Source organism: Flavobacterium pygoscelis (assembly GCF_023162025.1).
In the GTDB taxonomy this organism is placed as follows: Bacteria; Bacteroidota; Bacteroidia; order Flavobacteriales; family Flavobacteriaceae; genus Flavobacterium; species Flavobacterium pygoscelis.
The window spans coordinates 24,578-47,431 of the sequence record NZ_JALNUB010000005.1 but is presented as its reverse complement, the minus strand read 5'-3'; the positions used below and the strand labels follow the sequence as shown (position 1 = coordinate 47,431).

The 22,854-nt window shown below is 32.5% G+C and carries 22 protein-coding genes; 10 read left to right on the top strand and 12 right to left on the bottom strand.

Annotated elements, in window-relative coordinates; all coding sequences use genetic code 11:
* Nucleotides 1–51: 51 nt before the first annotated feature.
* From MW871_RS09015 to MW871_RS09000, 4 genes are all read right to left on the bottom strand, one after another.
* Entirely contained in the window at nt 52–2,193 is a 2,142-nt protein-coding gene (locus tag MW871_RS09015; protein WP_188048755.1) for a polyribonucleotide nucleotidyltransferase, read from the bottom strand.
* Nucleotides 2,194–2,432: 239 nt separating this feature from the next.
* The gene (gene rpsO, locus MW871_RS09010) at nt 2,433–2,699 is read right to left on the bottom strand and encodes a 30S ribosomal protein S15 (RefSeq protein ID WP_188048754.1); all 267 of its coding nucleotides are present in this window, start codon (nt 2,697–2,699) and stop codon (nt 2,433–2,435) included.
* A 114-nt stretch (nt 2,700–2,813) separates the two neighbouring features.
* Nucleotides 2,814–3,773: an energy transducer TonB gene (locus MW871_RS09005; RefSeq protein WP_248428311.1), complete on the bottom strand. Its 960-nt coding sequence runs from the start codon at nt 3,771–3,773 to the stop codon at nt 2,814–2,816.
* A gap of 28 nt (nt 3,774–3,801) precedes the next feature.
* On the bottom strand, nt 3,802–4,257 hold the full coding sequence (locus MW871_RS09000; protein ID WP_248428310.1) for a GAF domain-containing protein: 456 nt from the start codon (nt 4,255–4,257) through the stop codon (nt 3,802–3,804).
* Nucleotides 4,258–4,333: 76 nt separating this feature from the next.
* On the opposite strand from MW871_RS09000, the gene xrtF reads away from it, so the two are divergent.
* From xrtF to MW871_RS08960, 8 genes are all read left to right on the top strand, one after another.
* Complete coding sequence (gene xrtF, locus MW871_RS08995) at nt 4,334–4,870, top strand: exosortase family protein XrtF (protein ID WP_188048751.1); 537 nt, start codon at nt 4,334–4,336, stop codon at nt 4,868–4,870.
* Nucleotides 4,860–5,300 carry an exosortase F system-associated membrane protein gene (locus tag MW871_RS08990; protein ID WP_248428309.1) on the top strand — a complete coding sequence of 147 codons (441 nt, stop codon included), beginning with the start codon at nt 4,860–4,862 and terminating at the stop codon, nt 5,298–5,300. The genes xrtF and MW871_RS08990 overlap by 11 nt, the downstream gene beginning before the upstream one ends.
* Before the next feature lie 61 nt (nt 5,301–5,361).
* Entirely contained in the window at nt 5,362–6,192 is an 831-nt protein-coding gene (locus MW871_RS08985; RefSeq protein ID WP_248428308.1) for a restriction endonuclease, read from the top strand.
* A gap of 39 nt (nt 6,193–6,231) precedes the next feature.
* Entirely contained in the window at nt 6,232–7,587 is a 1,356-nt protein-coding gene (locus MW871_RS08980) for an MBL fold metallo-hydrolase (RefSeq protein WP_188048748.1), read from the top strand.
* A gap of 52 nt (nt 7,588–7,639) precedes the next feature.
* Nucleotides 7,640–8,041, top strand: coding sequence for an HYC_CC_PP family protein (locus MW871_RS08975; protein WP_248428307.1), 402 nt, complete (start codon nt 7,640–7,642; stop codon nt 8,039–8,041).
* 77 nt (nt 8,042–8,118) lie between these two features.
* On the top strand, nt 8,119–10,128 hold the full coding sequence (locus tag MW871_RS08970; RefSeq protein ID WP_248428306.1) for a TonB-dependent receptor plug domain-containing protein: 2,010 nt from the start codon (nt 8,119–8,121) through the stop codon (nt 10,126–10,128).
* 29 nt (nt 10,129–10,157) lie between these two features.
* Complete coding sequence (locus MW871_RS08965; protein ID WP_248428305.1) at nt 10,158–10,499, top strand: heavy-metal-associated domain-containing protein; 342 nt, start codon at nt 10,158–10,160, stop codon at nt 10,497–10,499.
* Nucleotides 10,500–10,642: 143 nt separating this feature from the next.
* On the top strand, nt 10,643–11,323 hold the full coding sequence (locus MW871_RS08960; protein WP_188048744.1) for a DedA family protein: 681 nt from the start codon (nt 10,643–10,645) through the stop codon (nt 11,321–11,323).
* Between the two features lie 153 nt (nt 11,324–11,476).
* Here MW871_RS08960 and groL read toward each other — a convergent pair whose 3' ends face one another.
* The 8 genes from groL to miaB form a co-directional block, all read right to left on the bottom strand.
* Nucleotides 11,477–13,105 (bottom strand): chaperonin GroEL, encoded by a 1,629-nt coding sequence (groL, locus tag MW871_RS08955; protein ID WP_188048743.1) that lies wholly within the window; start codon nt 13,103–13,105, stop codon nt 11,477–11,479.
* 84 nt (nt 13,106–13,189) lie between these two features.
* On the bottom strand, nt 13,190–13,465 hold the full coding sequence (locus tag MW871_RS08950; protein ID WP_007137725.1) for a co-chaperone GroES: 276 nt from the start codon (nt 13,463–13,465) through the stop codon (nt 13,190–13,192).
* 138 nt (nt 13,466–13,603) lie between these two features.
* On the bottom strand, nt 13,604–13,933 hold the full coding sequence (gene secG / locus MW871_RS08945; RefSeq protein WP_188048741.1) for a preprotein translocase subunit SecG: 330 nt from the start codon (nt 13,931–13,933) through the stop codon (nt 13,604–13,606).
* Nucleotides 13,934–13,936: 3 nt separating this feature from the next.
* Complete coding sequence (locus MW871_RS08940) at nt 13,937–14,797, bottom strand: tetratricopeptide repeat protein (RefSeq protein ID WP_248428304.1); 861 nt, start codon at nt 14,795–14,797, stop codon at nt 13,937–13,939.
* 61 nt (nt 14,798–14,858) lie between these two features.
* Nucleotides 14,859–15,362 carry an LptE family protein gene (locus tag MW871_RS08935; RefSeq protein ID WP_248428303.1) on the bottom strand — a complete coding sequence of 168 codons (504 nt, stop codon included), beginning with the start codon at nt 15,360–15,362 and terminating at the stop codon, nt 14,859–14,861.
* Between the two features lie 60 nt (nt 15,363–15,422).
* Nucleotides 15,423–16,679 (bottom strand): sigma-54 interaction domain-containing protein, encoded by a 1,257-nt coding sequence (locus MW871_RS08930; protein ID WP_188048738.1) that lies wholly within the window; start codon nt 16,677–16,679, stop codon nt 15,423–15,425.
* 70 nt (nt 16,680–16,749) lie between these two features.
* Nucleotides 16,750–17,121: a GxxExxY protein gene (locus tag MW871_RS08925; RefSeq protein ID WP_210644447.1), complete on the bottom strand. Its 372-nt coding sequence runs from the start codon at nt 17,119–17,121 to the stop codon at nt 16,750–16,752.
* Nucleotides 17,122–17,273: 152 nt separating this feature from the next.
* Nucleotides 17,274–18,719, bottom strand: a complete 1,446-nt coding sequence (gene miaB, locus MW871_RS08920) for a tRNA (N6-isopentenyl adenosine(37)-C2)-methylthiotransferase MiaB (RefSeq protein WP_210644444.1) — start codon at nt 18,717–18,719, stop codon at nt 17,274–17,276.
* A 376-nt stretch (nt 18,720–19,095) separates the two neighbouring features.
* Between miaB and topA the strand changes: the two genes are divergently transcribed.
* Nucleotides 19,096–21,627 (top strand): type I DNA topoisomerase, encoded by a 2,532-nt coding sequence (topA, locus tag MW871_RS08915; protein WP_248428302.1) that lies wholly within the window; start codon nt 19,096–19,098, stop codon nt 21,625–21,627.
* Nucleotides 21,628–21,700: 73 nt separating this feature from the next.
* Complete coding sequence (locus MW871_RS08910; protein WP_248428301.1) at nt 21,701–22,852, top strand: formimidoylglutamase; 1,152 nt, start codon at nt 21,701–21,703, stop codon at nt 22,850–22,852.
* The last annotated feature ends 2 nt before the right edge of the window (nt 22,853–22,854 follow it).

Genomic DNA, 22,854 nt, shown 5'->3' with positions numbered 1-22,854 from the left:
AAATGAATTGGGGTTTTCTATAAATAAACCTTTAGTAAACTTAAGATCTGATTACTCTTTTCTTTCCTCACGTGGAGGTCTTGGTAAAAGTGCTTTTCTTGACACTTTTTCTTTTCTAGTTTTTGGATCCATACCTAAGTATTTCACTTCAAAAATATCGCCCATGTTTACTACATCAGCAACATTTTCAGTACGTTCCCAAGCTAACTCAGATACGTGTAATAAAACTTCGTTTCCTGGAGCGGATGTATATTCTACAACTGCACCAAAATCTAGCATTTTAATTACTTTCACTTCGTAAGACTCATTCATTTGAGGTTTGAAAGTGATTGACTTAATTTTAGCTAATACTGCTTCAATTCCAGCAGGATCAGTACCTAAGATTTCAATAACTCCTTCTTCAGTAATAGGATCTTCATTAATAACAATTGTAGTTCCAGTAGCTTTTTGTAATTCTTGAATTACTTTTCCACCAGGTCCGATTAAGGCACCAATGAATGCGTTAGGAATTCTTCTTGTAATGATTTTTGGAGCATACGCTTTAACATCTGCTTTCGGAGCTGCTAAAGTTTCGATTAATTTTCCAAGGATATGCAAACGACCATCTCTAGCTTGAGCTAGCGCCGCTTCCATAATCTCGTATTTCAAACCGTCAATTTTGATGTCCATCTGACAAGCTGTAATTCCTTCAGAAGTTCCAGTTACTTTAAAGTCCATGTCTCCTAAATGATCTTCATCACCTAAAATATCAGACAATACAGCATAACGATCTCCGTCAGTAATTAATCCCATTGCAATTCCAGAAACAGGACGAATCATTTGAATACCAGCATCCATTAATGATAATGTTCCAGCACAAACTGTCGCCATAGAAGAAGAACCATTCGATTCTAAAACTTCAGAAACTACACGAATAGTGTAAGGACAATCAGCAGGAATCATATTTTTTAAGGCTCTTTGCGCTAAGTTTCCGTGACCAACTTCTCTTCTTGAAGTTCCTCTTAAAGGACGAGCTTCGCCAGTTGAGAAAGGAGGGAAGTTATAGTGCAAGTAGAATTTTTCTTCCCCTTGTTCAGATGGAGAATCAATTTGGTTTGCTTCTCTAGAAGTTCCTAAAGTTGCTGTTGCCAATGCTTGCGTTTCTCCACGAGTAAATAATGCAGATCCGTGAACTGATGGTAAATAATCTACTTCACACCAAATATCTCTAATCTCAGTAGTTTTTCTTCCGTCTAAACGTGTTCCTAAATCTAAGGTTACGTTACGAACTGCTTCTTTGTTTGTTTTTTTGAAGTATTTAGAAACTAAATCTCCGTTTTCTGCTAATTCTTCTTCAGTAAATAAAGTTTTTACTTCTTCTTTTACTTCTTCAAATGCTGCAGTACGTTCTTGTTTAGATGAACCTTTGCTTGCAATAGCATAAATTTTATCATAAGATGCTGCTTTTACTTTTGCATAAATAGCTTCGTCTTCTCTTTCTCCTTCGTAGGTACGAACTTCTTTTTTTCCAAAAGCAGCTTGCAAACGCAATTGAGCAGCAATTTGGTTTTTGATGTGTTCGTGTGCAAATTTGATTGCTTCAAGCATTTCTGCTTCTGAAATTTCTTTCATTTCTCCTTCTACCATTGCGATAGAATCCATAGAAGCTCCAATCATCATATCAATATCTGATAATGCTAATTGAGCACGAGATGGGTTAATGATGAATTTTCCATCAATACGACCAACTCTAGCTTCAGAAATTAAAGTTTCGAAAGGAATGTCAGATAGAGCAAGTGCTGCCGAAGCTGCTAAACCTGCTAATGCATCTGGCATAATATCTTCGTCATAAGACATTAACTGAATCATAACTTGCACTTCTGCATGGTAATCATCTGGGAAAAGTGGACGCAATACACGGTCAACTAAACGCATTGTTAATACTTCACTATCGCTTGGGCGTGCTTCTCTTTTGAAGAAACCTCCTGGAAAACGACCTGCTGCAGCAAATTTTTCGCGGTAATCTACCGTTAATGGTAAAAAGTCGATACCAGGACTTGCTTTTCTTGAGGAAACCACTGTACCTAAAATTACAGTTTTTCCAATTCTTACTACTACAGAACCGTCCGCTTGTTTTGCTAAACGACCTGTTTCGATTGTGATGTTTCTGCCATCACCTAAATCGATAGTTTCTACAAATAATTGTGGAATCATAAATTTAATTTTTTTAGTTAAACATGGGTTTTAGTTGTGTTGTAGTTGTTGTTTTGCGTAGTTAATGCCTAAAACCCAATGAAAAACCAAACTTTTTTTATTGTCGATTACTTTATGGTAGTAATCATTTTTTGGAGAAGTTTTAATTCTAATCCCTTTTGTGTCAGGACTGAAGTAGAATTTTTAAACTCTAAATTGTAAAATAAAAAAGAGGCACTTTCGCACCTCTTTTTTATTGATTATTTTCTGATATTCAATACTTTGATAATTTCACGGTATCTGTTGATTTCAGTCTTTTTCAAGTAGTCCAACAAAGATCTTCTTTTACCTACTAACAATACTAATGAACGCTCTGTATTATAATCGTGACGATTTTTTTTCAAGTGCTCCGTTAAGTGGGTAATTCTATACGTGAACAAAGCTATTTGAGCTTCTGATTTTCCAGTGTTTGTTTTTTCTCCGTGTTTAGCGAAGATTTCTTCTTTAATCTCTTTAGTTAAATACATTCCAATATTTGTTTAATGATTTTTATGTATGTCATACAGCTATTGTAAGACGGTTGCAAAAGTAATATAAAATTTTGAATTGACAAATACAATTCATTTGTTTTCTTTGATAAACTATTTATTTGATGGTAATGTAATTGGAATGCGATATTGAACTCTTACTGGCAGTCCTCTAGAATATCCGGGCAACCATTTATTATAGGTTTGTATTGTTCGTATTGCTTCCTGATCTAATTTTTCGTTTATTCCTTTTATTATAGCGATGTTATTTACGGTGGCATTTTTTTCTATGGTAAATTTTAAGTGTATTTTTCCAGAGGTATTCTGCCATTCGGTTTCATTTGGTCTTACAAAGTTATAACGTACATAATCGTAAAAATGTTTTAATCCTTTTTCTGGTTTTGCTTTTTCAAATAATAACGTATAAGGTATTTCGATACCGTTAGAATCTGTAGTGATACCAGAAATTAATTTTCCTTTTGCATAATTTTCGATAAATTTTATAGTGTTGGATTTATTGTATCCTTCCCATTTCCCTTCTCTAAGTCCGTTTGCAATTATGCCATTAACAATGTAATGCTCATTTTCAAATGATTCGAATTTGCCATTGCCATCAAATATCACTTGTTGGTTTTCTTTATTCCATGCTTGTAACACTTTGTAGTTTACTGCGAATTCGTCTTCGTTCTCTAGATATTCAATTTCTGATTGAATATTTCCGGTGTCGTAATAATTGAAAGACTTACCAGTTGTTTTTTTATTTTTATAATTTGAAATAGATTCTTTTTTCCCGTTTTCAAAATAGGTAATATAAGTCCCGTCTATCTCTAAATAGTCTTTATTTTTAGTGATTCCGGTGCTTTTTATGTTTCCAGATTTATAATATTCTGTAAATTCGTAACTTGTTCTGTCAGAAAAATAATTTTTAATAATTCTAGAGTATAAATGTTCCCCTTGTGATGTTTCAGTGTCTAATGAATCCAGAAAAATCATCCGACTAATAGGTTTGTTGGCCTGAGAATAGGAAAAAAACGTAACTAATATTGCAATAATTGTATATAATTTTATTTTCATTTAAGATAACGAATAAGAGTAATTTAGTTTAATAAAGTTTTGCAATTTCTAAATTTACAAATTCTAAAAAACGCTCGTCTTCCTCTGTAAAAGGATCAATTACATGGCTGTCAATATCAATTTGTCCTATGTTTTCTCCATTTACAAATAGTGGAACCACGATTTCGGATTTTACGGTAAAACTACAAGCAATATAATTGTCTTGAGCAGCAACATCAGGAACTACAAAATTATTGTTAGATACTGCTACTTGTCCACAAATTCCTTTTCCGAACGGAATGACAGTATGATCTGTTTCTGCTCCCACATACGGGCCTAAATGTAATGTTTGAGTTTCATGATTAGCAAAATAAAACCCTACCCAGTTGTAGTAGGAAATAGAATCGCTAAGTAGTTGACAAATTGTTAAAAGCTTTTCATCACGAGAAAGGCTAGTATTCAAAGTTATTTGAGTTACTTTTGGTTGTAGTTCTTGAAATGTCATCGTTTTGTTTTTATTTTGTAAAAGTATTTAAAGTAATTTCAAAAAATAAATTAATTTGTTTAAAAATATATAGATTTTGAAAAAATATTTTATTCAGTATAAACCTTTCTTAATTTTTTTGGCTAGTTTTTTTTTAACTTATTTCATTCTTACTTTTATTTATCAGCAATATTTAGGCAGTTTAGAAAAGAATAAAACGGATGCTGTTACAAAGTTTGTGAGTAAGAATACCGAACAGATTTTGCTATTTTTTGGTGAAGAAGTTTCGGTAGTAGAAAGCGATACAGGATCCTACATGAAATTATTTTTTCATAAGGAATATATTGCCCGCATCGTAGAGGGTTGCAATGCAATAAGCATTATAATTTTGTTTGTTTCGTTTGTAGTAGCTTTTTCAAGCAAATTAACACCAACTCTTCTCTTTATTTTTTGCGGAAGTATAATTATTTATCTCTTAAATGTTTTTAGGATAGCAGCATTAACTGTATTGCTGTTTTATTTTCCAAAACAAGAAGTGATATTGCATGAAGTTCTTTTTCCATTATTTATTTATAGTGTTGTTTTTTTATTATGGTTAATCTGGGTGCGTAAATTTTCAAAATATGTTTCGTAAAATAGTAAGTAATAAACTTATCATATTGCAAATTCTTTTTTTGGTTCTTTTTTTGGTTCTAATTCGTGCCTTTGAAAATGAATTATTCTATGATCCTTTTTTAGATTTTTTCAAGAAAGACTTTGCTAATTTGTCCTTGCCAGCTGTTAAGTTCTTTCCTCTAATTACAGGGTTGTTTTTCAGATATTCACTAAATACTTTTTTTTCTCTTTGTATTATTTATGTAGTCTTTAAGGAAATTTCACTCCTGAAATTTGCCGCTGCGTTGTATTGTTTTCTCTTCCTTCTTTTTATTTGTATCTTTATTTATATAGTGTTTTTTGCTGTTGGAAACTACAATTGGATACTCTTTTATATCCGAAGGTTCTTAATTCAGCCTCTTTTTTTATTGCTATTTGTTGCAGGATTTTATTATCAAAAACAAAAATAGAGTAGCTTTTAATGCGTATCTTTATTTAATATTATTGAGTTGGTATTAAAATTATTCAAGCATGAAGATAGTAAAACATTCGGGTCTTATCGTCGAGTTTAATCCTGTTAAACTGAAAAGTTCATTACTAAAGTCTGGAGCAAGTGTAACAGTTGTAGATGGAATTATGAAGCAAATTCAAAACGAAATTTACGAAGGTATTTCAACAAAAAAGATTTACAAAATGGCATTTGCATTGTTAAAGAAAACAGCTAATTCTCATGCAGCTCGTTATAATCTTAGAGAAGCTATTCGTTTATTGGGTCCTGCTGGCTTTTTCTTCGAAAAATATACTGCTCGTCTATTTGCATCAGAAGGATATAACGTAATTACTAATTTAACTTTATCAGGTAAGTGTGTTTCTCATGAAGTAGATGTGCTTATTAAGAAAAATGAAGTTATAGCAATGGTAGAGTGTAAATTTCATATGGGTAGAGAAGCAGCTTCAGATGTAAAAGTTCCTATGTATATTTTATCACGATTTAATGATTTAAAGGAAAGAAAACATCCTGTTTTTACAAAAGAAGATGTAATTTCAAAATGTTGGATTGTTACCAATAATCGCTTTACTAAGGACGCAATGGATTTTGCGAAATGTTCTGGAATCAATTTGATGAGTTGGGATTATCCTTCAAAAGATAATTTAAAGACCAAAAATGATGATAATGCACTGTATCCAATTACTTGTTTGACAACATTGACTCTTGCTGAAAAAGACAAACTATTGGTAATGGATGTGATTTTAGTTAAAGAAATAGTAAACAACACTACTGCTTTAGAAAAAATAGGAATCAGTTCCAATCGTATAAGAAATGTTTTAAAAGAAGCTGCAGAGCTGTGCGAATGTAATTAAAGAATAGAGGTTTTAATTAATTTTAAAAAAGCAATAAAGATGAAAGTTAAATTTATAGGAGGAGCGGGAACTGTAACTGGTTCTAAAACATTAGTTGAAAGTAATGGAGTGCGTATTTTGATTGATTGCGGATTGTTTCAGGGAATTAAACCGCTAAGAGAAATGAATTGGGATCCATTGCCAGTTTTGCCTTCTACAATAGACTATGTACTCTTGACTCATGGTCATTTAGATCATTGTGGCTGGTTACCAAGATTAGTAAGCCAAGGTTTTAATGGGAAAATTTATTGTACTGGTCCAACTAAAGAAATTACGAAATTAATTCTCCTTGACAGTGCTAAAATTCAAGAAGAAGAAGCTAATAAAGCCAATCAAGGAAAGTATTCTAAACACGAAATTGCTGAGCCTCTTTATACAGTAGAACAAGCGGAAAAAGTTTTTCCTCTTTTCAGTGTGGTTGGCATTGGTGAAGCTGTTTCTTTAAATGATTCAATTCAAGCTGTTTTTACTACTGCAGGACATATTTTAGGAGCCTGCACAATTGCCATAACCTTAGAAGATAAAACTTTGGTTTTCTCTGGCGATATTGGAAGAAATGATGATGTTTTAATGTTTCCGCCGACTAAACCTAAAAAGGCTGATTATGTTTTTTTAGAAAGTACTTATGGCAATAGGTTGCATCCACATTTAGATATTAAATCAGAGCTCGAAAAGTATGTGAATCATACAATTAATAGTGGTGGAACGGTTATTATTCCGAGTTTTGCCGTAGAACGAGCTCAAACTATTATGTATTTGTTATGGCAATTAAAACAAGAGAAAAGAATTCCTAATGTGCCGTATATTATTGATACACCAATGGGAATTAATGCCTTAAATATATTTCGAGAAAACCCAAAATGGCATAAATTATCGGTTGAGGAATGTGATAAAGTGAGTAAAATGTTCCTATTAGTTTCTGAACACAAGGAAACAAATGAGATAATTTTGGATAGTCGCCCAAAAGTAGTTATTGCTGCTAGCGGAATGATTACTGGAGGTCGAGTTTTGAGTTATTTAGAGCATTATATTGTGCAGCCAGAAACCACTATAATTATGGTTGGCTATCAAGCTGAAGGAACACGTGGCCGAAAAATGTTAGATGGAGCAAAAGAAATTAAGTTTTTTGGAAAATACTATCCTGTAAATGCAAAAATTGTAGAAATAGGAGGTCTATCAGCTCATGGTGATCAAAATGATTTAGTGAATTGGTTATCGGATCTACAAAATAAACCTACTAAAGTATTTTTAGTTCACGGAGAAAATCAGCCAGCGGATGAACTACGTATTAAAATTCAAGAAAAATATGGGTTTAATTGTAAAATTCCATTAATTGGTCAGGAATTCGAATTATAAGTTTTAACACTATTTTGATTTTAATGCTGTGTTTATTGTCTAATTTTGCAACATGAATTTAAAAAGATGCACTAGTATAATTTTAGCATTTCTACTATTGGTTTCCAATGTAGGGATGGCTTTTAATGTGCATTACTGTGGAGACGAAATTGCCTCTATTTCGGTAAATAGAATTGCTCCTCAACAAATTGAAAAAGGGTGTTGCGAAAAAACAGTAACTAAAAAAGACAGTTGTTGTAAAGATAAAGTAGTCAACTTTCAAAAAAAATCAGATAACACAATTCTTAAAGTGTTTTCTTTTTCTGCTCCTTATTATTTTGTTATTAAGCAAGTACAAACCATTTCTTTTTTTTCGATTGAAAATCTTAAAAGTATTGAAGTCACTTCTTATTTTTGCGAGGCAAATGCGCCACCACTCTTTAAATTGTACAGCCAATATATTTTCTACGCTTGATTTTAATGTTTTTTATAAAGTCAGATCACTTCTTTGTGGTTTGAGTCTACTTTTAATAAACATTAAATAAATTTATAATGAATAAAAAAGCAATACTTCTGATTGCTGTTTTTCTTTCGATTCCTATGTTATCTCAAGAGAATTTGAAAGAAGTAAAAATCACAAAAAAGCAAAAAGGAATTCAAAAATCATATACGGTTACAGGAAACACCACTATAATTACCAGCAAAGAATTACTTAAAGCAGCTTGTTGTAACCTGGCAGAAAGTTTTGAAACAAATCCATCAATTGATGTCAATTTTACAGATGCTTTGACGGGAACAAAACAAATCAAAATGCTTGGACTAACTAGTCCGTATTTGATGATAACCGAAGAAAATGTCCCTTCTGTTCGAGGTGCTTCTCAAGCCTATGGTTTGTCATTTACACCAGGGACTTGGGTAGAGAGTATTCAAATCACTAAAGGAGCAGGAAGCGTAGTGAATGGTTACGAGAGTATTTCGGGCCAAATAAATACGGAGTTAATTAAGCCGATTAATGATATTCCATTTTTCTTAAATGCTTACGGTTCTACCGATTCTCGTTTTGAATTAAATACCCATTTTAACACTAAACTCTCCGATAAATGGAGTAGTAGCTTGTTTTTGCATGGCAATGCAAGAGTTTCTAAAATGGATAAAAATAAAGATGGCTTTTTGGATAATCCGTTGGCAAAACAAATTAATGTTCTTAACAGATATCAGTATTATGATGAAGAAAAAGGTTTAGTGAGTTTTATCAATTTCAGATACATGAATGATAAAAAACAAACAGGACAATTAGATTTTAATACCAATAAAGACAAAGGGACAACTAATTTTTGGGGTTCAGAAATTAATACAGAACGTTTGGATATTTCTACAAAAATAGGTTATGTTTTTAAAGACATGCCTTATCAAAGTATTGGTTTTCAAAATGCATTTAATATTCATGATCAAAATTCTTATTTTGGTTTAAACCAATATAATATTAAACAAAGCAGCTATTATTCGAACTTGATTTTTAACTCGATTATCAGCAATACGATGAATAAATTTGCTACAGGTTTGAATTTTACTTACGACAAATACCAAGAATTTGTAAATATCAATGACTATAGTAGAGCAGATACTTCTATAGGTGCTTTTTTTGAATATACTTATGACAATGCAGATAATTTTAGTTTGATTCTAGGGGGTAGAATTGATAATCATAACCGTCTCGGAACATTCGTAACACCACGATTACATGCGAGGTATAATCCTTGGGATAAGGCAGTTTTGCGATTTTCAGCAGGAAGAGGAAAACGTTCTGCTAATATTTTTGCAGAAAATCAACCTTTATTTGCGAGTTCTAGAACTTTTGATATTTTAGATTCTAATGGAAAAATTTATGGATTAAATCCAGAAATTGCATGGAATTATGGAATAAGTTTTGCTCAAAAGTTCTCGCTCTTTGGCAAAAGTGCCGATGTTGGTTTTGATTTTTATAGAACTGATTTTCTAAATCAAGCGGTTGTCGATTTGATGCAAAGTCCACAACAAGTTTTGATTTATAACTTGAAAGGAAAATCCATTGCCAATACAATGCAGTTCGAATTTAACTATGAATTGGCGCAACATTTCAATTTGCGATCTGCTTATAAATTTTACGATGTTAAAACAGATTATCTTTCTGGAAACTACCAGAATCCGTTGCAAGCGAAGCACCGTTTTTTTGGTAATTTAGAATATGCAACACACATTGGTGAGAAAGGGAAACAATGGAAATTTGATTACACTTTCAATTGGATTGGTCAGCAACAATTACCTAATACGGTGTCAAATCCAGTAAATGATAGATTGACGGAATTTTCAAAATCTTATTCTGTGATGAATGCTCAAATTACTAGAACTTTTTCTTCTACTTTCGAAATGTATGTTGGAGGAGAAAATATTGGAAATTACAAACAAGATAAAGCAATTCTGGGAAGTGAGAATCCTTTTGGTCCCAATTTTGATGCGTCAATTGTTTATGCACCTGTTTTTGGACAAATGTATTATGCAGGATTGCGATTTAAAATAAAATAATTAGTTTAAAATAAAATAAAATAGAAAAAATGAAAAATTTAAGTATAGTTCTTTTACTTTTTTTAGTTGGCTTTGTAACTCAAGCACAAGAAAAAAAGAATAAAAATGCAAAATATGTTACAGAGGTAAATGGGAATTGCGAACAATGTCAAAAGCGCATTCAAAAAGCGGCATATTCGGTGCCTGGAGTAAAATCGGCTTCATGGGATGTTGCAACACATCAACTTAATTTGATAATTAACGAAGAAAAAACAAGTCCGTTAGCTGTAAAAAAAGCAATTGCAAAAGTAGGACACGATACAGATGACGTAAAGGCTACAGCCGAAGATTATGAAAGCCTACATCATTGCTGCTTATATGAAAGAAATTAGTTTTAAATTACATGGGAATTAGCATTTGATTTTTCTTTAATTTAATTAAGTTAATTAAACTTTAAAGTGGAGTTTTAAATTGTTGATGATATAAATTATTATTACTTTCACGAACTTATACACGTTAACAAAAAAAGACATTTATGAATAATTTTGACTGGACTCAATTGATCAACCCAGAGTTTTATATTACATTGAGTATTGGTGGAGTTCAAATAGGCTTGTACATTGTTTTATTCATAGTTTTTGCTGAAACAGGACTTTTTGCAGGTTTTTTTCTTCCAGGAGATAGTTTACTTTTTCTAGCTGGAATTTATAGCGGCGAGTTAATGGCCAATGTTATTCATATTCCTAATGATTTTATGAATGTCCTTTTGCTTTCACTTTCAGTCACAGCAATGGGTATTTTAGGAAACATGGTTGGGTATTGGTTTGGTGCTAAAAGCGGCTATTACTTATTTAAGAAAGAAGATACTTTTTGGTTTAAGAAAAAATACCTACTTCAATCAAAGGATTTCTTTGAAAAATATGGTGGAAAAGCTATTATTTTCGCCCGTTTTCTACCAATATTTAGAACGTTTGCTCCTATAATCGCAGGAATTGTATCGATGGATAAAAAGAAGTTTATGTTCTTTAATATATTAAGTTCATTCTTATGGTCTTTTATCTTAATTTTTGCAGGTCATTATCTTTACGGTATTTTCTTAAAGCAAGGCATTGATTTAAAACACCACATCGAATATATTATTATTATCATTGTCTTGATTTCTACTTTTCCAGTATTGATCAAGTTATTAAAGAAAAGACCAGCTGATAAAGAATAGCCTATATAAAAAATCCGAAAATTTAATTTTCGGATTTTTTTTTGTCTCTATTAAAAATATAGTTTGTCATTGCCATAATTTATAATTATTGCTATTAAATAAAAAATCCGTTTACTTTTGGTAAACGGATTTTTATTTTGTTTCGGATAGATATTACATCATTCCTGGCATACCACCACCCATTGGGTTTCCGCCACCATTTTCTTCTTTAATATCGATCAAAGCACATTCAGTAGTCAAGATCATTCCAGCAACCGAAGCTGCATTTTCTAAGGCTACACGAGTTACTTTTTTAGGATCAATAATCCCTGCTTTCAGCATATCAACATATTCGTCAGTTTTGGCATTGTATCCAAAGTCTCCAGTTCCTTCAGCTACTTTTGCAACCACAACAGAACCTTCAAGACCTGCATTTTCAACGATAGTTCTCAAAGGAGATTCTACGGCACGAGATACGATTTGGATTCCTGTAGCTTCGTCAGCATTATCAGCTTTCAAAGTACTTAATACATTTTTAGCTCTCAAAAGTGCTACACCACCACCAGCAACGATTCCTTCTTCAACTGCAGCACGAGTTGCGTGAAGTGCATCATCAACTCTATCTTTTTTCTCTTTCATTTCTACTTCAGAAGCAGCACCAACATAAAGAACAGCAACTCCACCAGCTAATTTAGCTAAACGTTCTTGCAATTTTTCTTTGTCATAATCAGAAGTTGTAGCTTCCATTTGACCTTTAATTTGGTTCACACGATTTTTGATCATGTCAGCTTCACCAGCACCACTTACAATTGTAGTATTGTCTTTATCGATAGTTACTTTCTTAGCAGTTCCTAACATCTCTAAAGTTGTGTTTTCTAACGTATATCCTCTTTCTTCAGAGATAACAGTTCCACCGGTTAAGATAGCGATATCTTCTAGCATTGCTTTTCTTCTGTCTCCAAAACCAGGTGCTTTTACAGCAGCGATTTTCAAGGCTCCACGTAATTTATTTACAACCAATGTTGATAATGCTTCACCATCAACATCTTCAGCAATAATTAATAATGGTTTTCCAGATTGAGCAACTGGCTCAAGTACTGGTAATAATTCTTTTAGTGAAGATACTTTTTTGTCATACAAAAGGATGTAAGGACTTTCTAATTCTACTTCCATCTTTTCTGAATTAGTAACAAAATAAGGAGAAAGATATCCTCTGTCAAATTGCATTCCTTCAACAACATCTACGTAAGTATCAGTTCCTTTAGCTTCTTCAACAGTAATTACACCTTCTTTTCCTACTTTTGCGAAAGCAGTAGCAATTAATTCACCAATTACTTCGTCATTATTAGCAGAAATAGAAGCAATTTGTTTAATTTTTTCAGAATCACTTCCTACCACTTTAGCTTGTTTCGCTAAGTCAGCAACAATAGCTTCAACCGCTTTGTCGATACCGCGTTTCAAGTCCATAGGATTTGCTCCAGCTGCAACGTTTTTCAAACCTTCTTTTACGATTGCTTGCGCCAAAACGGTAGCAGTTGTAGTTCCGTCTCCAGCTAAATCATTAGTTTTAGACGCTACTTCTTTAACCATTTGAGCACCCATATTTTCCAATGGATCTTTCAATTCAATTTCTTTTGCAACAGTAACACCATCTTTCGTAACATTTGGTCCACCAAAAGATTTTCCAATAATTACATTACGACCTTTTGGTCCAAGAGTTACTTTAACTGCATTTGCTAATGCGTCAACACCACGTTTTAATCCGTCACGTGCTTCAATATCAAATTTTATATCTTTTGCCATTTCTGTTATGTTAAATTTTGTTTCAAGTTTAAGGTTTCAAGTTTCTAAAAACTCAAGAATTCTCCCTTCGGGGGTTAGGGGGATTTAAATAATCGCAAGAATATCATCCTCACGCATGATCAAATAATCTTTTCCTTCTAATTTTAATTCAGTTCCAGCGTATTTTCCGTAAAGTACAGAATCTCCGATTTTCACAGTCATTGTATGTTCTTTTGTACCATTTCCAACGGCAACAACAGTTCCTTTTTGTGGTTTTTCTTTGGCTGTATCTGGAATAAAAATCCCTGACGCAGTTTTTGTTTCAGCCGCAACTGGTTCGATAAGAACTCTGTCTGAAAGTGGTTTGATGTTTAAAGCCATGATTTTATATTTTTTTTATTGTTTTTATGAATGCTTATAGGATTTCAGAAATTATGCCATCCTATATAAACTGACACATTTTCTTATAAAAAATGCCAGCTTTGACAAGCTGGCATTTTAAAAATAGGTAAAGTATTTTTATTTTGCTGGATTAGGTACAGCAGGTGTATTTTGAACAGGAGCTACAGGAGCTGTACTTGTTTTAGTATCAATGATTTTAGAATCGTTATCGCTCAATGATCCAGTAAAACTTAAGGTAGAAAGAAGTATTAGCGCAATTAAAATTGTTGCTAATGTCCAAGTGCTTTTATCTAAAAAGTCCGTTGTTTTTTGTACTCCTCCCATCATTTGAGAACCGCCTAAAGTAGAAGATAATCCACCACCTTTAGGGTTTTGAACCATTATAACTACGATTAATAGAAAACAAACTATAGTTATTAAAACTAAAAAAATTGAAAATGTGCTCATTGTTTAATTATTGTTATGTTGTAAAATCTTAATATCCGATATGCGGTCTGCAAAGAAACTACTTTTTTCTGGATATTTCAAAATTAATATTTCATATGCTTGAATCGCTTTTTGATATTTTTTTTGTTCTAAGTAAACTCTAGCTAAAGTCTCTGTCATCAAATAAGTATTGTCCTGAGAATTTACATTGAGATTGATAGAAGAAGGCACTCCGTGTTTTACAGGTGAGATTTTAGGACTGGTTTCAATAAATTTATCAATCAGTTCTGTTTTTTTTCTTTTATCTGCATCTTCTAAAATTATAGGTTCCGCTATAGTCTCTTCAGATTCTCTTTTTATAGGTTGCGAGCGAGAAAGTTGTAACCATTCTTGAAAAGAATGTTGTTCTTTTTTGGAGAAATCTAGAGGTTGACCAATAGCTAATTTTTCTTCAATTGTTTCTGTAGGTTCAATAGTAGCAACAGATAGGACATCTTGTGTAGTAGTTAAAATCGATTCTTCTATTGTATTAGATTTTAAATCGACTTCTTCTTGTTTTTGTTCTACTTTTAAAAATTTTATATCTTGATTCGGAACATCAAAGGTTTCAATTACTTTTATCACATTTGATGTTTTATCAATCGAACTAAAAGTATCGGATGTGATAAAATCAAATAAGACAGCTCTGTCTGTTGAATGTGACGCTGTTCTTTTTAAAGCAGCATTATATTTAAAACTATTTTGACTGTATAAACCTTTCAGATAAACCGCTCTAGCACTTTGGAAATAAGGAAACTCTTCTATTACCTTTTCCAAAGCCTCTGTCTGCTTTTCATTGATTGCATCAGGTTTGTTAATCAAATAAATAAAATTAGTTACATTCATACAAGATAATAATTTGAGTGTTGTTTTTTTTGTTTAATCGAAATCTAAAACCAATGATTTACTACCATTTGGCTAAGGATTCATTAAAAATATTCTGTGTAATTCTTTCAAAAATATCTTTTAAAGCGGAGTTTAATGTTGATCCTGCTAATTGTTGTTCTGCAGGATAATCATAGAAAAAAGTAAACTGTTTTTCAAAATCATCAGTTTCTTTCTTCTTGTTAGTAAAACGAACATTTACTCTAATAGTCAAACGGTTTTGCGCTGCTCTTTGATCAGCTGTTGCAGTCATTGGACTAATTCTATAATCTGTTATTTCTCCTTCATAGGATAAATCAGCGCCGTTTTTAACTAAGTTTAGGTTAGTCTGGTTCTGGATTAAATCTTGAAGTTCTAATGTAAATCTTCTGTCAATTCCAGGTTCTATAAGTTCCGCATTGTTTTGAAAAAAGCCTACTTGAAATGTTTTTGCATCAATTTTCCCTGTTCCTGTAAAGTTATATACTGAACAACTGTTTGTAGCGAAAAGAATAATTAGTGCCGCTAATAAATATATTTTTTTCATATTAGTTTAATAAAAGTAAGTGATTTAATTTACTTCTTAATAGTATTTTTTTAATTTTAACTACAAGTCGAATTGCTTTATTTTTCGATATAAAGTTCTTTCGGAAATCCCCAATTCATCTGCTGCCGCTTTTCTCTTTCCTTTGTTTTTTTCAAGAGATTTTTTAATCATTTCAATTTCCTTTTGCTCCAATCGTAACGTTTCTTCTTCCTCTATGGTTTCAGCAAAAAGATAATTATCATCGTTTTCTTGATACAAATCATCATTGTTTTGCGATGTGATTAATGCAGATCTTGGTTCTTCTTCAAAATCAATCTCACTATCATTATCTTTTGAACCGTATATTTTTTTTATCAAATGTTGATTGGTTTCTTGCACTTTAGAACTTCCGTTTTGAATGAGTTCCAATGTTAATTTTTTCAAATCATTCAAATCACTTTTCATGTCAAAAAGGACTTTGTATAAAATCTCTCTTTCTGTACTAAAATCGTTTTCGCTCTTTTTGTCCTTAATTACAGACGGCAAATTGCTTCCTTGCTCTGGTAAATAAGATTGCAATGTAGTTACAGATATATCTCTGTTGGTTTCTAAAACGGAGATTTGTTCCGCAACATTTCGCAATTGTCTAATATTACCACTCCAGCGGAATTTTTGTAATACTGGTATTGCGTTTTCATCCAATTTTAAAGGTGGCATTTTATATTTATGTGCAAAATCGGCAACAAATTTTCTAAACAATAGATGAATGTCGTCTTTTCGCTCCCGTAATGGTGGTAAAACAATATCTACGGTACTTAATCGATAATATAAATCCTCACGAAACTTCCCTTTTTCTATAGCGTCGAATAAGTTGACATTCGTAGCTGCTACAATACGGACATTTGTTTTTTGAACTTGAGAAGATCCTACTTTGATGAATTCTCCGTTTTCTAGAACACGTAATAGTCTTACTTGAGTAGTAAGTGGTAATTCACCTACTTCATCTAAGAAAATAGTTCCTCCATCAGCTACTTCAAAATAACCTTCACGGGTATTTGTAGCGCCAGTAAAAGCACCTTTTTCATGTCCAAAAAGTTCACTGTCAATAGTTCCTTCCGGAATCGCACCACAGTTTACAGCGATATATTTTCCGTGCTTTCTGTGTGAAAGAGAATGTATGATTCTTGGAATGTTTTCTTTACCTACACCACTTTCTCCTGCAACTAATACCGTAATATCTGTTGGAGCAACCTGAATGGCTTTTTCTATCGCACGATTAAGCTTTGGGTCATTCCCAATAATCTCAAATCTTTGTTTTATGTTTTGAACTGTTTCCATAAATTTTAGCCACGAATTTCACGAATTAGCACTAGTTATTAAAACTTAAATTATTTTCACAAATTTTAAATTATAGTACTAATCTTTTTTGTTGTAATGATTTTAAACTGAAATTAGCAATAATACCAAGTCCACTTTTAGTTATTGACATATAGTTTAGAGTTTGCGCAATGTTATCATCAACTATTATTTTTATTGCTTTTACTTCTAGTATTATAGTATCGTAAACTACAAAGTCTGCATAAAACCTTTTTGATAGTTGATGTTCTTTGTAGTCTATAATAAATTCTTTCTCTCTTTCGTACGGGATGTCATGGCTTTTAAATTCTATTTCTAAAGCTTCTTTATAAACAGCTTCTAAAAGGCCGCCACCTAAAACACGATGTACTTCCATGCAAAGTCCTATAATTTTATAATACTCTTCTTGTTTGTACAACTGCATATTAGATTATTTATTAAAGATTTACACTAATGCCCAGAAAAAAATGTAATCATGAAATGTTTTATTTACAGCATTTTTTATTAAAAAATTAATTCGTGAGAATTCGTGGAATTCGTGGCGACTTTTTTTAAATTAAATTTGCGGCAAAAAATCTAATTCATCTCAGAATATCCAATCGCTTCACCTTTTAAAGTGCCACTTGTGCAACTTGTAATTTTTACATGTACAAAATCTCCTATTTTATAATTCTCTTTTGGGAAAACCACGGTAATACTTTGTGAATTTCTTCCAGAAAACTCCTCAGTAGATTTTTTTGAAACTTTCTCTACCAAAACTTCCACCGTATTTCCAATAAATTCTTCAGAACGAAACCAAGCATGTTTTTGTTGCATGTCAACAATTTCTTGTAATCTTCTTGCTTTTGTTAGTTCGGGTACATCATCTTCTAGTTTTCTTTCTGCCAAGGTTCCAGGACGTTCCGAATAGCTGTACATATAGCCAAAGTTATACTTTACATATTCCATTAAACTTAATGTGTCTTGATGGTCTTCCTCTGTCTCCGTTGGAAATCCTGAAATCATATCTTGCGAAATGGCACAATCCGGAATAATAGAACGGATTTTGTCAATTAAATTCATGTATTCTTCTCTGCTGTGCAAACGATTCATTTCCTTTAATATTCGATTGCTGCCTGATTGTACTGGTAAATGAATGTGTTTACAAATATTTGAATGTTTAGCAATAACATGCAAAATGCTTTCATGCATATCCTGTGGATTTGAAGTCGAAAAACGAATGCGCATTTTTGGAAAACCAACCGCTACCATTTCTAATAATTGATCAAAATCTACCGCAGTTGCTTTTTGCATTTCGGAAGCATTAGAAAAATCTTTTTTCAGTCCACCGCCATACCATAAATAACTATCTACGTTTTGACCTAAAAGCGTTATTTCCTTAAAACCTTTATTCCACAAGTCCTGAATTTCATTCATAATACTTTGTGGCTCTCGGCTGCGTTCTCTTCCACGAGTAAACGGTACTACACAAAAAGTACACATATTGTCACAACCTCTGGTTATCGAAACTAAAGCAGTAATTCCGTTGCTCATCAATCGAACAGGTGAAATATCACCGTAGGTTTCGTCCTTTGAAAGAATTACATTAATAGCATCTCTTCCGTTTTCAACCTCATTAAGTAAATTGGGTAAATCCTTGTAAGCGTCTGGCCCTACAACAAGATCAACGATTTTTTCCTCCTCCAGGAACTTACTTTTCAAACGCTCCGCCATACAGCCCAAAACTCCAACCTTCATTTTTGGATTGATGCGTTTTACCGCATTGTATTTCTCCAGACGTTTTCTAATTGTTTGCTCAGCTTTATCCCGAATAGAACAAGTATTTACTAATACTAAATCGGCCTCTTCCAGAGTTTGAGTAGTGTTATATCCATTGCTAGATAATATAGATGCTACAATTTCACTATCCGAAAAATTCATTGCGCATCCGTAACTTTCTATAAAAAGTTTCTTTGTATTCTCGGGTTTATGTTCTAGAACAAGACTTTCGCCTTGTTTGCTTTCTTCAATAATCTTTTCCATCAGCTAATTTAAAGTGCAAAGATAAGTGAATTCAAATAAATATGACAAGATGTCAGACTAAGAATTAACAATGTTTTAGTTTTTTATGTTTTGTATAAGGTTTTTGTTCAGAATGAATAATAATTTTTAACTGTAATAATAAGTTATGATTTTAAAGTCATTCTCTATTATTTTTTTGAATTTTAAAAAGAGTGCAAAAGATGCAATCTTTTTTCTAAATCTTATTTTGTAAATAATAACTTGCTTTATTTTTTTAAATAGTATTATTGAACTTTCTTCTTTGTAGTGTCTTACAAAGGGAATTTTGACTTTTAAATTTTAAAAAACTTTAAATTTAAAAAAAACTTCTACTTTTGCCGACACAAACAATCGGGATATGGCAAAGAATTTAGTAATAGTAGAGTCACCAGCAAAGGCAAAAACAATCGAGAAATTTTTAGGAAGTGATTTTCAAGTAGAGTCTAGTTATGGACATATAGCAGACTTACCTTCTAAGGAAATTGGGGTAGATGTAGAAAATGGTTTTAAACCTAAATATGAAGTTTCTGCTGATAAAAAGGCTTTAGTTACTAAATTGAAAGGATTAGCTAAAAAAGCCGATATGGTTTGGTTAGCAAGTGATGAGGATCGCGAGGGTGAGGCTATTTCTTGGCATTTAGCCGAAGAATTAAAATTAGACAAATCAAAAACAAAACGAATTGTATTTCACGAAATTACAAAAAATGCTATTTTAAAAGCAATTGATAATCCACGTGAAATAGATTATAATTTAGTAAACGCACAACAAGCAAGACGTGTACTTGACCGATTGGTGGGTTACGAATTGTCTCCAGTTTTATGGAGAAAAATTAAAGGCGGACTTTCTGCCGGACGTGTACAATCCGTTTCTGTTCGCTTGATTGTGGAACGCGAAAGAGAAATTCAGAATTTTAATGCAGTAGCAACTTATTCTGTTGTGGCTGAATTTACTAATGAAAGTGGTAAATCATTTAAAGCAAAACTGCCTAAAAATTTTAATACTAAAAAAGAAGCGGAAGATTTTTTAAGTAAAAATATTGGCTCTACATATAAGGTATCGGATTTAGAAACAAAACCAACCAAAAAATCTCCAACAGGACCTTTTACCACTTCTACTTTACAGCAAGAAGCAGCGCGTAAATTGTATCTTCCAGTTGGAATCACCATGCAGTTGGCACAACGTTTGTACGAAGCTGGACTTATTACTTATATGAGAACTGATAGTGTGAACTTATCAAAGGATGCGATGGAAGCTGCTCAAGCTGAGATTATTAAATCGTATGGTAAGGAATTTTCTAAGCCAAGAACTTTTGTTAATAAAAGTAAAGGAGCTCAAGAGGCGCACGAGGCCATTCGTCCTACTGATATGTCACGTCATACTGTAAACATCGATCGCGATCAAGCCCGTTTGTACGATTTGATTTGGAAAAGAACTTTAGCTTCGCAAATGAGTGATGCGCAACTAGAGCGCACCAATGTGAAAATTGAAGCTAATAATCACGGTGAAATTTTTACAGCTTCTGGTGAAGTATTACTTTTTGAAGGTTTCTTAAAAGTTTACTTAGAAGGAAATGACGATGACGATGAAGAGCAAGAAGGTATGTTGCCTGCTATGAAAGTCAACGAAAAATTACAAAATAACTACATTACAGCTACGGAACGTTATTCTCGTGCTGCTGCAAGATATACTGAGGCTTCTTTGGTTAAGAAGTTAGAGGAATTAGGTATTGGTCGTCCTTCTACTTATGCGCCAACAATTTCTACAATTATCAACAGAAATTATGTTGAAAAAGGAAATCTTGATGGTCAAGAACGTAATTATACCCAACTGACTCTACAATCTGGAAAAGTAGGAGAGAAGTTGCTGAAAGAGAATACAGGTTCGGATAAAGGAAAATTAGTTCCTACAGATATTGGAACAATTGTTACTGATTTCTTAGTAAAGAATTTTGGTAACATATTAGATTATAATTTCACTGCTAAAGTGGAACAAGATTTTGATGAAATTGCCGAAGGAAATATTGAATGGGCAAAAATGATGCAGGAATTCTACGATCAATTTCACCCTAATGTGAAAGATGTTGAGGCCAATGCTGAAAGAGAAAGTGGTGAGAGAATTCTGGGAACAGATCCAAAAACAGGAAAACCAGTTTCGGTACGTTTAGGTAAATTTGGTCCAATGGCTCAGATTGGAGCTGCGGATGATGAAGAGAAAAAGTTTGCTAGTTTAATGAATGACCAAAATATTGGTAACATTACTTTAGAGGAAACGTTGAATTTATTTTTGTTGCCAAAAAATCTTGGGAATTATAAAGACGAAGAAGTTGAGGTGAGTAATGGTCGTTTTGGACCGTATATTCGTCATGGTGCGGCTTTCGTTTCTTTGCCGAAAGGTGAAAATCCTTTGGATGTAGATTTTGAAAGAGCTAAAGAATTAATTGACGAAAAAGCACTTGCAGATGCGCCAATAGCTGTTTATAAAGGGCTAGGTGTTCAAAAAGGAGTGGGGCGTTTTGGAGCTTTTATTAAGTGGGACGGTTTATTTATTAATGTAAGTAAAAAATATGACTTTGATAATTTATCACAATCTGATATCGAAGCCTTAATTGAAGATAAGTTACAAAAAAATATTGACAAGGTTTTGCACAATTGGGAAGACGAAGGTATTTTAGTAGAAAAAGCGCGTTGGGGTCGGTCGGTTATTACTAAAGGCAAAATCAAAATTGAATTGAGTAAGGATGTTGATGCTACAAAATTGACACTTGAGGAAGTTCAAGAAATGATTGCCAAGAAAACGCCCGCTAAGAAAGTAGCTGCAAAAAAAGCTCCAGTAAAGAAAGCCGTTGCAAAAAAACCAGCAGTAAAAAAGGCAGTTGCAAAAAAGAAATAGTAAAATCAAACAACATAATATCTCGTCTCCCTCTCCTTTAGAGAGGCTGGTTAGAGGATAAAAAAAGAATAGAATGGAATTTGATTTTTTAAAACCTATAGACATTGAAGTTTTAGATCATATTGGTACATTAACTTCGCAGCAATTAGGGAGTAAAATTGTACTTCATACACAGGAGCAATTCCCTGATCTAGATCAAATTAAAATTGCTATAATTGGCGTTTTTGACAATAGAGGTGATGCAAAGGCAATTTCTGATATTGATTTAATTCCAGTGAGAATGGAATTGTATAGTCTGTTTCCTGGGAATTGGAATACTTCAATTGCTGATTTAGGAGATATTCTGCCTGGAAATTCTATTGACGATACCTACTTTGCAGTAAAAAAAGTAGTAGCAAGTTTAATTAAGAAAAAAATAATTCCAATTGTAATTGGGGGTTCTCAAGATTTAACTTATGCTCTTTATAGGGCTTATGATGATTTAGAGCAAATGGTTAACTTAGTTGCTATTGATAGTAAGTTTGATTTTGGAAAAGAAGAGGAAGAAATGTCGGCATCTTCTTATCTAACAAAAATAATTATTGATGAACCTAATAATTTATTTAATTATTGTAATTTAGGATTTCAAACTTATTTTAATTCACAAGAAGAAATAGATTTAATAGAGAAATTATATTTCGATGCCTATAGATTAGGAGAGGTTTGTAATAATATTGTGATTTCGGAGCCTGTTTTTAGAGATGCGGACTTGGTGAGTATTGATTTAAATTCAATTAAGTCTTCAGATTCAGGTAATTTTGTTTCATTTCAGCCTAACGGATTTAATGGTAAACAAATTTGTTCGCTTTCTAGGTATGCAGGGATAAGTGATAAAGTATCTTCTTTTGGGATATTTAATCATAATAATTCAGCACAAGAAGCTGTAATTATTGCTCAAATAGTTTGGTATTTTATAGAAGGATTTCACTATCGTTCAAATGAATACCCTTTTGGGAGTAAAAATAATTACTTAAAATATATTGTTCCTTTAGAAGAAGAAGAGTTGATTTTTTACAAAAGTGACAAAACAGATCGATGGTGGATAGAAATTCCATTTGTATCAAATGTTAATAATAAATTAAAAAGAAATACGTTGTTACCCTGCTCTTTTGACGAATATTTACTGGCTTGCAACCAAGAGCTACCCGAAAGATGGTGGAAAGCACAACGTAAAAACATACTGTAACC